Genomic DNA, 14,908 nt, shown 5'->3' on the forward strand with positions numbered 1-14,908 from the left:
GGTGCAGCATATGAAGCATGTTCGGCCCTTCCGAATCAAGTACAAAATTATGGTGATCTGTATGACGGTCATTATCCTTCCGGTATTGGTGATGACAATCAATTCGTATTACTCCTCAGAGCGGTTGTTGGCACAGAACTATACAACGTTGCTAAACGATCTGGCCAAACAGACGAATATTCGCATTGATGAGTTCCTCAAGGAGATTGAGAAAATTTCGCTGCTAGCCAGCAATGGGCTTAGTGACAATCTGTCTGCGACTCATGAAGGGAGTTTTCCGATCCAGGATTTCCTGCGAGAGGGTGATAAACAACATGAGATTGCCGCATACAATATTCTGATGAATTATATCATGATGAAAGATCGCGTATTCTCCATTTACCTCTACAATATGAACGGGGGGCAAGACCTTTTTGTCAGTCCACATCAACCCATTGATCCAAACTTCAAAGTAGCAAACGAATTGTGGTTTAAAAAGTTCATGCATGATAAGGATCGAACCATTACCCTCACAACACGAATTGATGAGCAATTGGAGAATAAAATACTGGCAGTGTCACACGCTCGCAAAATTCATGATGTGACTAGTGGAAAACTGCTTGGCGTGATTGTTGTCAGCATTGATATCAAATTCATCGAAATCGTCAATCGAAACTTGCAGGAAGGGCTGCGCTCCAGATTCATGATCGTTGATGAGGATGACAAGATCGTATATAACGTGAATGAACGATTAATCGGGACACTGTTCCGGGACAACGTTCGTCCGCCTGAATCACTAAATGTCGTGGTGACCAGTCCCCTTAGTCAGCAAAAATGGACAACGTACTTATATATGCCTTTGGATGAGCTGACTGCTGATGGCATAATATTGGGCCGTAATCTGGTGACGCTTGCCATTGTCATTGTTCTTTTTGCTGCCGTCATATCCATCTTTTTATCTCACGTGATCACAACTCCCATTAAAAAACTGCTACGGAATATTGCTCTAGTCGAGAAAGGTCAGTTTGAACAAGTTGAACCTATTGGATCAAGAGACGAGATTGGACATTTATCCATTCGATTTAACAGAATGTCGCACGAATTGAAGCGAATGGTCGAACGGATGCAGCAGGAAGAAATAGAGAAAGCGAAGGTCGAGATGCGTGCGCTCCATGACCAGATCAAGCCCCATTTTCTGTATAACACACTTGGGTCGGTGAAATGGATTGCCACAATGCAGCAGGCTGATAAAATCGTGGAAATGACCGATGCACTAATCTCGATGCTTCGCTATGCAACAAAATCCGATGGAACCCTCGTAACCATTCGTGAAGAACTCGATAATATAGCTAATTACGTAACGATTCAGAATGTCAGGTACTATGATTGTATTCAAATGAGATATGAGGTTGAGGATAGACTGCTGGATTATCGCATGCCCAAAATGATCCTGCAGCCGATTGTGGAGAATGCGATTTTTCATGGTCTGGCCGAACTGGAAGAAGACGGAATCATCACCATTCGGATTCAATCACAGCTGGATGAAGTTGTGATCCAAGTCTGCGATAATGGTGTTGGTATGGATCATCATACGATGCAGAATCTATTGGAAGAGAAGCCCGGTGCAAGTAGGGGAACGAATGGGATTGGATTGCATAATGTGCAGCGGCGGATTCAGCTTCATTTTGGGAAACCCTATGGAATACAGGTGGAGAGTAAAATGGGTGAAGGCACCATTTTCTCCATTCTGCTGCCTGCCATCATAGAAGCCAAATAGTCATACATGCTTGCATTTATGCATCTCATAATGCGGCACAGCGATCATAAACATAAGTTTAGATATAAACAAAGGGCTCGCAGTATGAACTGCGAGCCCTTTTGTTCACCCTTTGACGCTACCTAGCACCAAACCTTTGGTGAAATATTTCTGCAAGAATGGGTACACGAGTAAAATCGGAATCGCACCCAGGAACATCTGAGCGGCGCGCCCCGTTCTGGCGTTCATCATGGACAACAGCTGCGTATAATCTGACCCAGATTTCAGCATGATTTGCTCAAAACTTTGCAGGAGGGTCTGGAGGTAACTTTGTAATGGATAATTGTCTGGATTGTTCATATAGATAATGCCATCGAACCACGAATTCCAGTGGGCAACGATACTGAACAAACCAACCGTAGCGAGAGCGGGCTTGAGAAGTGGGAGTAGAATACGAAGCAATACCTGTACAGGCCCAGCACCATCGATAATGGCTGATTCTTCAATCTCTTCGGGCAGCCCCCGAATGAAATTCATGAGGATAATCATGCTGAATACGGGGAGGGCCCCAGGCAGGATCAGAGACCAGATGGAATCGATCAGTCCCATTTTGACAACCACGAGATAGGTTGGAATTAGTCCTCCACTGAATAACATGGTTATTATGAAAAATCCCATATAGATATTACGCCCCATCAATTTTTGTTTGGATTTGGAGAGGGGATAAGCCGTGAGTACGATCAGAACCAGATTCACCACCGTTCCGATAACGGTTCGTTGAATGGCTACCCAGAGAGAGGAGAAAAATGATCCTCCAGTTAATGCAAATTCATAGGCTTTTGTCGTAAATTCCACAGGCCAGAACGTAACACTCCCCGCAGATACAGCTGCGCTGCTGCTGAATGAAACAGCCAGCAGGTTGATAAACGGCAGAATACATAGGAGAGAGATTAGAAGCAGTATGGTGTAGTTTATGATAAGAAACACACGTCTGCTCATACTTTTATCATAGATCATAATGTAAGTTCCTCCTTCTTAGAAGATACGATAGCCAGCCACTCTGTAAGCTAGGATGTACGATACAGCAACGAGAACACTGGAAATGATCGATTTAAATAACCCAACAGCGGTACCAATCGAATACTGTGCCTGTTGAATTCCTAAACGGTAGACATAGGTATCAATAATATCACCAGTCTGATAGACAACAGGGGAGTAGAGATTATAGATTTGGTCAAAGCCAGCATTGAGTACGTTTCCAAGTGAAAGTACGGTCATTAAAACAATGGTTGGCATGAGTAGAGGCAACGTAATGTAGATGGTTTGTTTCCACCGTTTCGCTCCGTCGATCACCGCGGCTTCGTAAAGTCCCGGATCAATACTGGTCAGGGCTGCCAAATAAACAACCGTGCCAAACCCGAAACCTTTCCATATGTCACTCACAATCATCGTCCAAGGAAAAATAGAGGGTGTGCCAAGAAAGGAGATCGGTGCAATACCAAATACACTTAGAAATGTATTGATAATGCCGTCGGAGCTAAGGATATCCAGCATGATGCCAGCCATAATGACCCAAGAGAGGAAGTTCGGAATGTAGACAAGTGTTTGAAATGTACGTTTAATTCCACTGTGTAGTACCTCGTTAAGCAATAATGCGAAAATTACGGGTACGATTATACCACCGATAATCTTAAAGACAGACATGTACAATGTATTCCAGATCGTTCTTACGAAGTTCGGCTGATTAAATATGTGGGTAAAATTATCCCATCCTACCCATGGCGAGTTAAAGCCAAGGCCCGGATTGTACTTCTGAAACGCAATAACAAGTCCGTAGAAAGGGATGTAACAAAAGATGAAGACCAAGACCAGGCTAGGAATCAACATGAGATGGTAAGGACTCTGCTGCTTCCATTTTCTCAACATACATATTCCTCCGTTCCTTGTACGCCAAATGTAATCGCTATCAAATAAAGGGGAGGGATGACCCTCATCCCCTCTTTGTGACAAACGAAATTATTTCTTCCCGTAGGCTTCATTAACTGCCTGAGTTGCGTCATCGCCCCCGGCTGCAAGCCAATTCTGGACAATAACATCGAAATAATCGATACTTTCGCTACCCATAATGATCTTGGTGAAACCTTCGGTCAGGATATCATCCAAGGTTGTTCCGTAGCTTGAAAGTATTTCTGGCGTAACACCCCATAAGGCCGTCTTTGTATAGTTCTCGCTGTCCAGTACTTTCTTGGCAAGACCATACGCATTCTTTGGAGCCCCTTGTTGCAAATAATCACCAACTGCTCCTGGGGTTGCATTCTCCATGAATTCCACACTGTTGTTATATTTTTGCCACATACCCGAAGTTGTGAGTCCACTGGTATCCTTGGATTGAAGGGCAGCGGAGACCGCCTCAAATTGCTCGTAATCGGAATTCGGATTAAGTACACGGAATGCTCCAACAACATGTGCAATATCGTTGTCCAGCAAGGCGGATAACGTTTCTGTGGATTCCTTGCCATTGCCTTCATCCACAATATAAGCATAGTCGTTCAAAATTTTGATCACTTCTTCAGGGCTCTTAAATCCCTTTTTCATAACGATATAATTGTTGTTGGCGAAGAAAATAGATTGTTTGGCTTCTTTTCCATCAACGGTAGGGATGATATAAGGGTAGAAGATAGCGTCCTTACCCAGATTGGATACTGTGTCGACACCCGGATTATAACCCCACCATTGGTAATAAGGTTGCATTCCCACTTTGCCGGCTACGATATCCGCGTTCATCGCATTAAAGTCTTTGATTGCAAATTCGGGATCAATAATGCCTCGCTTGTACCATTCTGACCACTCAGCCAGCGCATTTTTCATCTCAGGCTGCACGGAGCCGTACACGAGTTTTCCAGTGCTATCCTCCATCCACATATCCGGATGCGCATTCCATGCAATGGCCAGCAGGTTGAGGTAATCCAACGATTGGTCTACCGCTATACCATAACCGCCGTGTTTCTCCATGAATTTTAGTGCGATATTTTTGATGTCTTCCACAGATTTTGGATCTTGGACTCCCAATTCTTCTTTCCAGTCGTTCCGAATCCAGATGAAGTCTGGTTGTTCAATTAATCCCCAGTGCATCTGTGGTATCCCGTATAGCTTACCGTCCTTCTTTCCAGATTCGTAACTGTCTGCATCTGCTTCCATGTAACCTTTGAGACGATCTGAAGCGTGTTGATCAAAGACCTCGGAAAGGTCCATGACCATATCTGCTTCGACTAACTGTCTCAGTTGTGATGGATTAACTCTGAATACGTCAGGAAGATCGTTCGATGCGATAGCCAAATTGAGTTTTGTATCGTACTCATCGCTGACCCAGTCTGTTTTGACGTTGATATTAAACTTCTCTTTGTATCGCTTAATCCATACATTGTTGGTGATATCGTCGCCCTTTGGATATTTTGCTGAAGTGTATTCTGATGTTACGGTGTGAATGGTTGTCGTTCCAGCCTCGTTGGAATCCGTGTCCGTCGTTGAACCTTTATCGGCACCGCTTCCATTGCTACAGGCTGCGAGTAATAAGGTTGACATGCACACAGACAAGACTAAGGCTTTTGTTTTCTTGTTCATTTCTTTTCCCCCTTATCAGTCATATTTCAATAACGCTTACTTGAAAATATTCTAAACGAGAAAGGGGGAACGTGATATAAAGGTTATTGACGAGAACTGGTATCTTTTTTTACTTTTGAGTTGTAGCGGAGAAAAGAATAATGAGCTTTGTGCACTTTTTTTACTTTGTGCTCCTTCTTTTTTTACTCATGACTCCAAAAATTGCTTTAGATGACGATCGATAACGAGTGAATCCTCTTCGTTTGCTCCGATTCCAAAGCAGTGTCCCCACTTGGACTCTATAGGTTGATACACCGCGTTTGGCATATGCTGAGCATCATACGAACTGTCTTCTGGCGTGAAGAACAAGTCACTTGATCCTGGCATAACGAGTGCAGGAGCAGTGATCTTGCTTAACGCCTGTTCGAAGTTGCCGTCATCTACGGGATTATCGCTAATGTCTCCATAGATTCCTGTACGTAACATGGTAATCAAGTCGTTAGCATCGAAGGGAAGAAATACTTGATCCCAGTAATCTTCTACATAAGATTTCAAGGAGTCGTACCCCTCAGATTGGTACAATTTCTCCAAATAGTATGCCTGCGAGAACCCCCATGGAGCATAAGCTCTTCCCATCGCTGCGAGACCGGCAACCGGAGGGCGTTCATATCTACCATTTTTATAAACTGAATCTGCCTGTAACGCCGCGATCATTGCTTCGAATACCAACTGTGTATGGGGTCTGCTCTTTGCCGTTCCGCCAAAGGGGGCAATACGTTCGACCATCTCAGGATAACTAGTTCCCCATTGATAAACCTGCATGGCTCCTAGAGACCAGCCCACAACAAGTTTGATTTTGGAGATACCGAATTTTTGAGTGATGAGTTGATGTTGGGCATGCACATTGTCATACATGGAGATCATAGGGAAGTTGTTCTTATCATATGGGGCAGGGGTATTACTTGGAGAAGACGATAACCCGTTACCTAACATATTGGGCACAACGATAAAATAACGACTGGGGTCCAGTGCTTTGTCCGTTCCAATTAACCATTCATTATCTGTGTGAATTCCAGCAAACCATGTTGGGACAACAATAACATTGTCCTTTGCCGCATTTAAGTTTCCATAGGTCTTGTAAGCGATAAAGGCTTGAGGGAGCTGTTGTCCCGATTGAAGTAATGTATCTCCAAGGTTATATGTTTCATAATCGTTCATAGATTGATTCTCCTTATAAAATAGTAATAACTTGATTTCACTCTACAATACGTCTATTATCAATTCAACGAAACGTTATCGAACATATCATTCATTTATTTTGAACTTAGGAGGTGTCTGACTCATGGAAATACGCCAGCTAAAAACCTTTTGGACACTTGCATCGACGTGCAGCTTTAGTCAAACTGCTGAATTATTGAGCTATGTACCCTCTACCATAACCATGCAAATCAAATCGCTAGAAGAAGAGCTTGGGGTGAAATTGCTGGATCGATTAGGTAAAAAGGTCGTGTTAACGGATGCTGGCCAACAGTTTCTGCCGTATGCCACTAAGATTTTAAACGATGTAGAGGAAGCAAAATGCATATCCAGTCAGCACGGAGAATTGGCGGGAACGGTTGTGATCGGAGCAGACGAAGTGCTGTGTGCATATCTTCTTCCAGCCTTGTTCAAACGCTTTCGAGCGGACTATCCTGGTGTGCGGTTATTGTTCCGCCCCTTGTCTGGGCAAGAGCTTAAATCAAGTCTGAGAGAAGGGCATGCCGATGTCGTTTTTGTATTGGATGAGCCTATGAATTCCAAAGACCTTCATTCAGAGTTTTTAAAGGATGAGACCTTTCAAATGGTGGTTTCTCCCGATCATATGTTAGCATCGCGTTCCAAGTTGGTCATTGATGACTTCCACAAACAGCATTTTTTGCTGACCGAAAAGAACTGTTCGTATCGCACTCATTTTGATCAATCCATAACAAAGAAAGGTGTGGATGCTCTGACAGAGCTGGAGTTTCATAGTGTAGAAGCCATTAAACAATGTGTTGCGGCTGGTCTAGGGATCGCTTTATTACCTGAAATGGCTTTGAAGAAAGAGTTGAGCGATGGGGAAGTGGTTGCTCTGCCGTGGGATTTATCAGATATATCCTTTTCTGCGCAAATGCTCTGGCATCGGGAAAAATGGATCTCTCCGTCTATGGCTGCTTTCATGGAGGTCGCCAAGAGTGAGTTGATTTGATTGTTCAGAATTTGTTTAGATGTATGTGTTAAAATATTCTTCATGGAGATCGTGAGGTTAAATGGAATAAACCTTCAACAACATGATACAGATATATATGGGGGATTAGCAATGGAGAGAAAGATTAGAAATTCTGCAAAAGCATTGATCATTAAAGACGGGAGAATGCTTGCAATGAAGCAGGATGATAATGATGAAGTCATCTACATTCTGCCTGGTGGGAGCCAGAATGCAGGTGAAACCCTGACGGATGCGGTGAAGCGTGAAGTTGCGGAAGAAATCGGAATAGATGTAGAACCGTTATCACTGGAATTCGTCATTGAAGGGGTATACGGTGAAGCTCTTCATCGTGTAGATTTTGTTTTTTTATGCGAGTACATAGGTTTGATGGACCAAGATAGTTCTATTCTGCCAAGTGACGAAAATCAGGTGGAATATGAATGGCTTGAAATTAAAAATATAAACGAACTACCTTTATTTCCTTCAAAATTACGAAAGCAGATCATTAGATTGGTTGAGGGAGAAAAAACGGTTATGTATTTAGGAAATGAGGAAGATGACGACCTGAACAGTTAGATGTGTACACGTCGTAAACAAGCGGCCGTCTTGTATTTATAAAGGAAAGGCTATTTCAAAGGACATGATGGTCCAGTGAAATAGCCTTTTTGTCGTTGAACAAAGTGTACAGAGCGATTCAAAAATGGACATCTATGCTAAGGGGTTACATTAGGCCAGGAGTTATAGTTCTTGTTGCTTCACGCCTGCTGTCATATTTTTCTGACCCCACATTACCATGGATTCAATTAAAGGAACCAATTCCTTGCCTGATTCTGTGAGCGAATACTCCACTCTCGGTGGCACCTCGTTATATTGCTCCCGATGCACGATGCCGTAATGAATCAAATCCTTCAAACAGTTCGTTAACATCGTTCCGGTAATGCCAGGCAGTCTTCTTTTTAATTCATTGTAACGTATACAGTCATTTTCACTGAGGATTGCCAGGATCGGTAGATTCCACTTGCCTCCAATGACCTGAAATGCATAAGTCGCTGGACATAACTGATCGAAATTAAACTCGTATTTCACTTGATAACCTCCAATAGTATACTTTTTGATACTAAGTCAGAAAAAGAATCGTACTTGTTCAGAAGATTGTAGACATTATAATCAAACTAACACAAGAAAATCAATTCATAAGACAATATAAAGGCGGGATAAACGTGGGTAACGAATCAATGATGTGTGATCTGGAAACAGGCGTATGTGGTGTGAATGAGGAAGAGGCGATGCAAGAAATCAATCTGAATCATGTTGAGAAAAGGATAACTCTATATTACGCAACAGATCCGATCTGCTCTCACTGCTGGGCGCTTGAGCCTGTGCTTCATCGGTTTATTGAGGAATACGGCCATTATTTTACGCTGCAAATCAAAATGGGTGGGCTATTGGCTAACTGGAATGGTTTCTCAGATGGCGCTAACGGGATTCAGAAACCTTCGGACGTTGCAGCGCATTGGAAGGAAGTGGGTGAACATTCACGCATGCCCATCGACGGTTCCTTATGGCACGATAATCCAATACTTTCTTCCTATCCGCCATCTCGCGTATTTAAGGTCATTCAGAGTACACACCCTGGTAAAGAGCAGGACTTCTTAAGACGTGCGCGTGAAGCCGTGTTTGTATTTAATCGAAATATTGGAGAAGATGATGTGCTGACGGATATCGTCAATCAACTGGGCTTGAATGGAAAAGAAATAGTTGAGGCGGCTGCAGAGCAATCTGCACAAGAGTTATTAGAGGAAGACTTTGAGAATGTCGCTAGTTTGGGAGTTAGAGGTTTCCCATCTATTATCATTGTGAATGAAGAGAACCAGGGTATAAAAATTGTCGGAGCCCGTTCTCTTGAAACATATGTGCAAGCACTTCAGCAGGTGCTTGGTGGTGATCTGAAACCCAAACAGATAAACTCGTTGGAGCAGAAAATCAATGAGGGACACCTTCTTTTTTCTAAAGAAATTGAGGTCTTGTACAGTATCGAAAAGAGTGATATTGAATCATATGTGAAATCTGAATTGGCAGAGCACACATATCGTATGGGTCATATTTTGAATGAGATGTATATTGAGCATATCTGAGGCAGGAGCCATGTCAGAATCTTCCTGCTTTCGGCACACGGATGTGTTATTCGCACAGGCAAGTCGTCCACCCATTGCGTAGACTGAAGTAGATCAAGTCAAGTGAGGTGAATTCCATGGCTAAAACCAATGAAATACACGTCCGGGTGAAACGGCTCAAGGATCGCCCAGTCTGCGTGACTCTTCATAATGGCGAGACGTACGTCGGGTACATCTCTGGTGTTAACAGCGAAGGCGTAGTGCTTACCGGGGGCGGAAAGCTTACACAGGCCGCAATCACAGCACCCTCATCTGAAGGCAGTGCTCGCAAAACCAAACCTAAAACCGGGGCTACGAGAAAAACAGCATCCTCTCGAAACCGTAAACGGGTGAACAGCACACGTAAGTCGCAAGTACGATCCCGGTCGATGTCTCGCTCAACGTCTAGGCAAGCCCAGGTATCCTCTTTCATGCCTATGCTAGGCTCACTGTTAGGTGGCTTTGGCGGTGCAGGGTCGATTGGAGGTATGTTAGGCGGTGGCATGCGGTTGTTTGGCATGATCCAGCGGTTTACACCTGTGGTCAAAATGGGGTATGGCATGATTAAGCAGATTCAGCCATTTATGGGGGCAGTTCAAGGGCTGATGACTCCAGCAAGCCAAGCAGCTCAGGCTGAAACCGAAGGTGAAGAGGAAGCACAACAAGGATAATACTTGAAATGAAAATCGTGAAATAGAACATAACCTTCTTTTCATTTGGGAAGGAAGTATTGCTAGTGTGTTGGGTGATTTGATCTCTTTCAGATCTGTTCTGTTCTGTTCCTTATCTTCTCCGCTAGATGCTTCACTGCAAGCTGCTCTCCGTACGGCAAACGGAGGGTGGCTTATTTCTTATGCTGTATAAGAAGTTTGAACCAGCTCAATATAGCATGCTTGCTCAGCGCTAACGAACCTTAGAAACCGTATTCGGGTCAATATCAAGCCATTAAAATTCTAACAAACATGACAAACCCTATTTGCTGCAAAATGCAAGCTAGAGTGAGAAAACGGCACTGATTCTGCAGCATAACTTCTCCTGTGTTCGTTAGAATTAAAATCCGCCCGAATCGGGTTAAATAAGTCTCCCTGTGTTCGTTAAATTCTTTCGTTGCGAGGAATAAAAAATGAGGTTTCCAATACGCACCACACGTCTAACTTTGGAACTGTGTAGTTCGGCCGACTACCCTCATGCAGCAAAAAGCACCGCGCGCAGGGAGCTGCACGCGGTGCGAAAAACAATGCTGATGTTGCAGAGTAAGAGAGAATTCTATCCCGCTCTTATTATTTATTATGCCTGTTTGGTTTTGAGGCGAATCACGTTCCATGATGCTTTGTTCAAGACTGCTTGCACTTTACCCTGATCAACCGTAGTATATCCGCCGTTGTGAGGAACAACGTTACGTGGGTTTTCTTTGGTATTGGTGGCTTTCAAGTCGTTGTTCTCCAATACGATATGCTCCACAAATGTGGTTTCTCCGAAGGAACGCAGATCCACATTCAGTTCCAACTTCTCATCCAGATGTCTGTTCACCGCAAAGATTGTGATCGTGCCGTTTTCTTCATCATGCACACTGATCGCTTCGAGATAAGGCACATCTGTAAAGTCTTTGGAATCATATTTAGGTGAAGTTGTGATGGATCGCAACACCGTACCACGGCCGAAGTTGGATGCGTGCATGAATGGGAAATACGTCGTCTGGAACCAGATTGCTCCGTTATTTTCCGTCATGATTGGTGCAATGGTGTTAATCAACTGAGCAAGGCAAGCCATTTTTACACGGTCGGCGTGCTTGAGTATGGTAATCAGATAACAGCCCACAGCTAGTGCATCTTCATGTGTATACACATCTTCAAACTCTGGAGGCGCAATCTGCCACCGTTCTTCCATACGGCTTGTGCCGATGGATTTCCAGACATTCCATTCATCCAGAGACAGCATTAATTTCTTTTTGCTGCGTTTCTTGGCTTGTACAAAATCACAGATCGAAGCCACACTATCAATAAATTGATCCAGATCCAGCGATGTCGCCAGGAAGTCATACGTGTTGTCTTTATTATTGTTGTAATACTGATGCAGGGACAAGTAGTCCACATTTTCATAGGTGAGATCCAGCACGGTTGCTTCCCAATCTGCAAATGTACTCATGTCACGGCTGGAACTGCCGCAAGCAACAAGCTCGATATCCGGGTCTACCCATTTCATCGCTTTAGCGGTCTCATTCGCAATACGTCCATATTCATATGCAGTCATTGCACCAATCTGCCAAGGGCCGTCCATTTCGTTGCCTAGACACCAGGTTTTGAATTTATGCGGGTCCTTGTAACCGTGAGAGATACGCAGATCACTCCAGTATGTGCCGGATGGGTGGTTGCAGTATTCGATCAGGTTTCTGGCCGCATCAATGCCGCGAGTACCCAGATTTACAGCCATCATCACTTCGGTTCCAACCAGTTTGGCCCAATCTGCAAATTCGTTTGTTCCTACCGCATTTGTTTCAATCGTCCACCATGCCAGTTCAAGTCTGCGTTTGCGCTCGGCTACCGGACCAACGCCGTCCTCCCAATTGTAACCGGATACGAAATTGCCGCCCGGATAACGAACAATTGGCACATTCAGAGCCTTGATCGCTTCAATAGCATCCTGACGGAAACCTTGAGCATCTGCCGTGGGATGACCTGGATCATAAATTCCGCCGTATACGGCCCGTCCCAGATGTTCTATAAATGAACCATAGACACGCGGATCTACTTCCGCAATCTGAAAGTCTTTATCGATAAGCATTTTGGATGTAAGCATGGTAAGTACCTCCATTGGATGAATTCATATTTTTGAAAGAATTAACAGTGGTATTGAATTCGCTTAAAAGCAAAATCAAATCATTGATTTGTTATCTAATATGTATCATAATGCTTATATATTGAGCAAGTTCATTTTTATGAGTTCGCAAAATAACGAATCCTGAAATTGAAATAGATCGATTTTACTCAAAAAAGGAAGTGAACATCATGATGCTTGGGACAGATGCAGCTTCATTGCTAATTTACGAGGCACTGGCAAGTGAAGCCCGTTTAAACATTGTGCGCCTGCTGCTACAAAACAGGGAAATGCATATCAATGCGCTTGCCCAAGAGCTTTTTCTGAGCAAAGCTATTGTAAGTACACATGTAAGCAAGCTGCAAAAAGCCGGAATTGTCGGTAGCCGAATGAAACGGGAGAACGGTGGAACCTATAAATACTGTTTTATCGTACGAGAGTTCATGACTATTAACCTGTCACCAGAGCCTGTTGATGCTCCCTACCATGAAATATCCATACCGGTAGGTCAGTATACAGATTATGAAGCGTGGCCGACCTGCGGGATTGCGACAACTACGCAGATGATTGGACAGTACGACACACCGGCCTGCTTCATGGACCCAGATCGGGTCAATGCAGGTATTCTTTGGTTGGCACGAGGTTTTCTGGAATATAAGATTCCCAATTATCTGAATACAGAACAGCATCTCCAGGAAATTGAAATTTCACTCGAACTCAGTTCGGAAGCACCCCAAGTTAATGAAAACTGGCCTTCCGACATCCGTTTTTCCCTTAATGGTCATCACCTCGGAACCTGGACAAGCCCAGGGGATTTTGGAGATCGGAAGGGCAAACATACACCGTTATGGTGGAAATTGGACGTCAACCAGTATGGTGTACTGAAGGTGCTGCGTATTAACGGAGAAGGGACGTTTATGGATAGCCAGCGCATCTCAGATGTGCGTATCCATGATCTGGAGCTGGATTCATCCACTTACTGGACGTTTGGATTAAGACCGGAAGAAGGGGTGCCCGGTCGAGGCGGACTTACGTTGTTCGGGAAAGGGTTTGGCAACTACGATCAGGACATTTTGATACGGTACTATTACGAGGCTGCTGAGTTATAAATTTGGCTAGTAAAATGTGGAATATTAGGATAAGATGTAACCATCTGAACAAAAAGGAGCGTTTTTAAATGTCTAACAAGGTGATTTTGCTTTAGGTTCACAGAAGGATATTTGCGTTACAGGGATTCCTTTTGTGGACATTGCAGTGCGGGAAACCGTCCAAACAATGTTTACTGGAGGAGATTATTATTAATTTTAACGAAGCTGTTAACATCAGCAATACACATGTACTGACGCTGGTAACCGAGCTGTTTGACCTGGAGGGTTACAATATTCAGCTTATTCCGCCTCATGAGGGTGGACGTAATGTGGTTTACACTTGCGAGCAAGAGGGGCGTGAATCGCTAATTCTACGGGTGTCTTTTTTGCCTGACAGAAAGCGGGAAGATTACATTGCCGAACTGGAGTATGTCCGGTATCTGTTTGAGCACGGTGCAAGTGTCTCGAATGTAGTCAGCTCGAAAAAGGGCGATCTGTTAGAAGAGGTCACTTATGGTGAGCATACGTTCTTTATCTGTATGTTTGTGAAGGCCACAGGGAAGTTGCTGGTAGAGAACCATTATCAGTACCGGGAAGGCGTTCCACTTAGCGAATACTATTATAATAGCGGTAAAGTTCTGGGCAGAATGCATCAGCTATCGAAAGGGTACACTCCCGTCCATCGCCGGCATCATTTGATTGACAATTACAGCGGTGAATATATCGATAACCTAGTACCTGAATCATTTCCTCTACTTAAGGAGAAGATGGTTGAGCTTCTGAATACCTTAGAAGGTTTGGATACAAACCAAGAGACATTCGGAATGATCCATTTTGATTATAACGATGGGAATTACTCAATCAATTTTGATACCGGTCAGATCACCGTGTATGATTTTGATAATTCATGCTTCGGTTGGTATATGTATGATCTGGCAGATCTATGGACGCACGGCGTCGGCTGGATTCAATTTGAGCCGAATGCGGATAAACGCAAACAGTTCATGGATGACTATTTCCAAACCGCCCTCGCTGGATATACTTCCGAGACCAAGATCGAAGATTCGATGCTGGAGAAGCTACCTTTATTTATTCAAGTCACTCTCTTGGAGAATATTCTAGGTCAATTTGAGGAAATGCAGCGTGCTGGCGAAGAACTGGAAGCTAACGAAGAACTGTTGTATCTCATTAAATGTCTGGAAGAGGATATACCGTATAAAGGATTTTTCCATGAGATGTATTCCAATGAAGCTCCTTTTGAGTACGAGGGACGCTGAAGGGACCTGTACGT

At 43.8% G+C, this 14,908-nt stretch carries 13 protein-coding genes; 7 read left to right on the forward strand and 6 right to left on the reverse strand.

Annotated features, from left to right (window positions below):
- The first annotated feature begins 10 nt into the window (after positions 1 to 10).
- Positions 11 to 1,756: a sensor histidine kinase gene (locus MHI55_RS15880; protein ID WP_340390529.1), complete on the forward strand. Its 1,746-nt coding sequence runs from the start codon at positions 11 to 13 to the stop codon at positions 1,754 to 1,756.
- 105 nt (positions 1,757 to 1,861) lie between these two features.
- On the opposite strand, the gene MHI55_RS15885 is transcribed toward MHI55_RS15880, so the two are convergent.
- The 4 genes from MHI55_RS15885 to MHI55_RS15900 all read right to left on the reverse strand — a co-directional run bounded on the left by MHI55_RS15885 (position 1,862) and on the right by MHI55_RS15900 (position 6,553).
- Positions 1,862 to 2,752: a carbohydrate ABC transporter permease gene (locus MHI55_RS15885; protein WP_100526293.1), complete on the reverse strand. Its 891-nt coding sequence runs from the start codon at positions 2,750 to 2,752 to the stop codon at positions 1,862 to 1,864.
- Positions 2,753 to 2,770: 18 nt separating this feature from the next.
- Entirely contained in the window at positions 2,771 to 3,661 is an 891-nt protein-coding gene (locus MHI55_RS15890; protein WP_340390530.1) for an ABC transporter permease subunit, read from the reverse strand.
- 90 nt (positions 3,662 to 3,751) lie between these two features.
- Entirely contained in the window at positions 3,752 to 5,356 is a 1,605-nt protein-coding gene (locus tag MHI55_RS15895) for a hypothetical protein (RefSeq protein ID WP_340390531.1), read from the reverse strand.
- Between the two features lie 186 nt (positions 5,357 to 5,542).
- Complete coding sequence (locus tag MHI55_RS15900; RefSeq protein ID WP_340390532.1) at positions 5,543 to 6,553, reverse strand: alpha/beta fold hydrolase; 1,011 nt, start codon at positions 6,551 to 6,553, stop codon at positions 5,543 to 5,545.
- Between the two features lie 124 nt (positions 6,554 to 6,677).
- Here MHI55_RS15900 and MHI55_RS15905 point away from each other — a divergent pair, with 124 nt between their 5' ends.
- Both MHI55_RS15905 and MHI55_RS15910 read left to right on the forward strand, forming a co-directional pair.
- Positions 6,678 to 7,562, forward strand: a complete 885-nt coding sequence (locus tag MHI55_RS15905; protein WP_340390533.1) for a LysR family transcriptional regulator — start codon at positions 6,678 to 6,680, stop codon at positions 7,560 to 7,562.
- Between the two features lie 111 nt (positions 7,563 to 7,673).
- Complete coding sequence (locus MHI55_RS15910) at positions 7,674 to 8,138, forward strand: NUDIX domain-containing protein (protein ID WP_165980276.1); 465 nt, start codon at positions 7,674 to 7,676, stop codon at positions 8,136 to 8,138.
- Positions 8,139 to 8,300: 162 nt separating this feature from the next.
- Here the strand turns inward: MHI55_RS15910 and MHI55_RS15915 are convergent, their stop codons facing one another.
- Positions 8,301 to 8,648, reverse strand: a complete 348-nt coding sequence (locus MHI55_RS15915) for a helix-turn-helix domain-containing protein (RefSeq protein ID WP_340390534.1) — start codon at positions 8,646 to 8,648, stop codon at positions 8,301 to 8,303.
- Between the two features lie 134 nt (positions 8,649 to 8,782).
- Here MHI55_RS15915 and MHI55_RS15920 point away from each other — a divergent pair, with 134 nt between their 5' ends.
- Both MHI55_RS15920 and MHI55_RS15925 read left to right on the forward strand, forming a co-directional pair.
- The gene (locus MHI55_RS15920; RefSeq protein WP_340390535.1) at positions 8,783 to 9,697 is read left to right on the forward strand and encodes a DsbA family protein; all 915 of its coding nucleotides are present in this window, start codon (positions 8,783 to 8,785) and stop codon (positions 9,695 to 9,697) included.
- A gap of 116 nt (positions 9,698 to 9,813) precedes the next feature.
- Positions 9,814 to 10,386: a hypothetical protein gene (locus MHI55_RS15925; protein ID WP_340390536.1), complete on the forward strand. Its 573-nt coding sequence runs from the start codon at positions 9,814 to 9,816 to the stop codon at positions 10,384 to 10,386.
- Positions 10,387 to 11,002: 616 nt separating this feature from the next.
- Here MHI55_RS15925 and MHI55_RS15930 read toward each other — a convergent pair.
- Positions 11,003 to 12,511, reverse strand: coding sequence for an alpha-N-arabinofuranosidase (locus MHI55_RS15930; RefSeq protein WP_047843004.1), 1,509 nt, complete (start codon positions 12,509 to 12,511; stop codon positions 11,003 to 11,005).
- Positions 12,512 to 12,720: 209 nt separating this feature from the next.
- Between MHI55_RS15930 and MHI55_RS15935 the strand changes: the two genes are divergently transcribed.
- Both MHI55_RS15935 and MHI55_RS15940 read left to right on the forward strand, forming a co-directional pair.
- Positions 12,721 to 13,638, forward strand: a complete 918-nt coding sequence (locus MHI55_RS15935) for an ArsR family transcriptional regulator (RefSeq protein WP_340390537.1) — start codon at positions 12,721 to 12,723, stop codon at positions 13,636 to 13,638.
- A 131-nt stretch (positions 13,639 to 13,769) separates the two neighbouring features.
- Positions 13,770 to 14,894 (forward strand): phosphotransferase, encoded by a 1,125-nt coding sequence (locus MHI55_RS15940; RefSeq protein ID WP_340390538.1) that lies wholly within the window; start codon positions 13,770 to 13,772, stop codon positions 14,892 to 14,894.
- Positions 14,895 to 14,908: the final 14 nt, after the last annotated feature.

The sequence above is a fragment of the Paenibacillus sp. FSL E2-0151 genome, assembly GCF_037993015.1.
Taxonomy (GTDB): domain Bacteria; phylum Bacillota; class Bacilli; order Paenibacillales; family Paenibacillaceae; genus Paenibacillus; species Paenibacillus amylolyticus.

Excerpts from the sequence above, each read along its gene's own strand:
- MHI55_RS15880 (WP_340390529.1), top strand. The coding sequence starts at position 11 with ATGAAGCATGTTCGGCCCTTCCGAATCAAGTACAAAATTATGGTGATC.
- MHI55_RS15885 (WP_100526293.1), bottom strand. The coding sequence starts at position 2,752 with ATGATCTATGATAAAAGTATGAGCAGACGTGTGTTTCTTATCATAAAC.
- MHI55_RS15890 (WP_340390530.1), bottom strand. The coding sequence starts at position 3,661 with ATGTTGAGAAAATGGAAGCAGCAGAGTCCTTACCATCTCATGTTGATT.
- MHI55_RS15895 (WP_340390531.1), bottom strand. The coding sequence starts at position 5,356 with ATGAACAAGAAAACAAAAGCCTTAGTCTTGTCTGTGTGCATGTCAACC.
- MHI55_RS15900 (WP_340390532.1), bottom strand. The coding sequence starts at position 6,553 with ATGAACGATTATGAAACATATAACCTTGGAGATACATTACTTCAATCG.
- MHI55_RS15905 (WP_340390533.1), top strand. The coding sequence starts at position 6,678 with ATGGAAATACGCCAGCTAAAAACCTTTTGGACACTTGCATCGACGTGC.
- MHI55_RS15910 (WP_165980276.1), top strand. The coding sequence starts at position 7,674 with ATGGAGAGAAAGATTAGAAATTCTGCAAAAGCATTGATCATTAAAGAC.
- MHI55_RS15925 (WP_340390536.1), top strand. The coding sequence starts at position 9,814 with ATGGCTAAAACCAATGAAATACACGTCCGGGTGAAACGGCTCAAGGAT.
- MHI55_RS15930 (WP_047843004.1), bottom strand. The coding sequence starts at position 12,511 with ATGCTTACATCCAAAATGCTTATCGATAAAGACTTTCAGATTGCGGAA.
- MHI55_RS15935 (WP_340390537.1), top strand. The coding sequence starts at position 12,721 with ATGATGCTTGGGACAGATGCAGCTTCATTGCTAATTTACGAGGCACTG.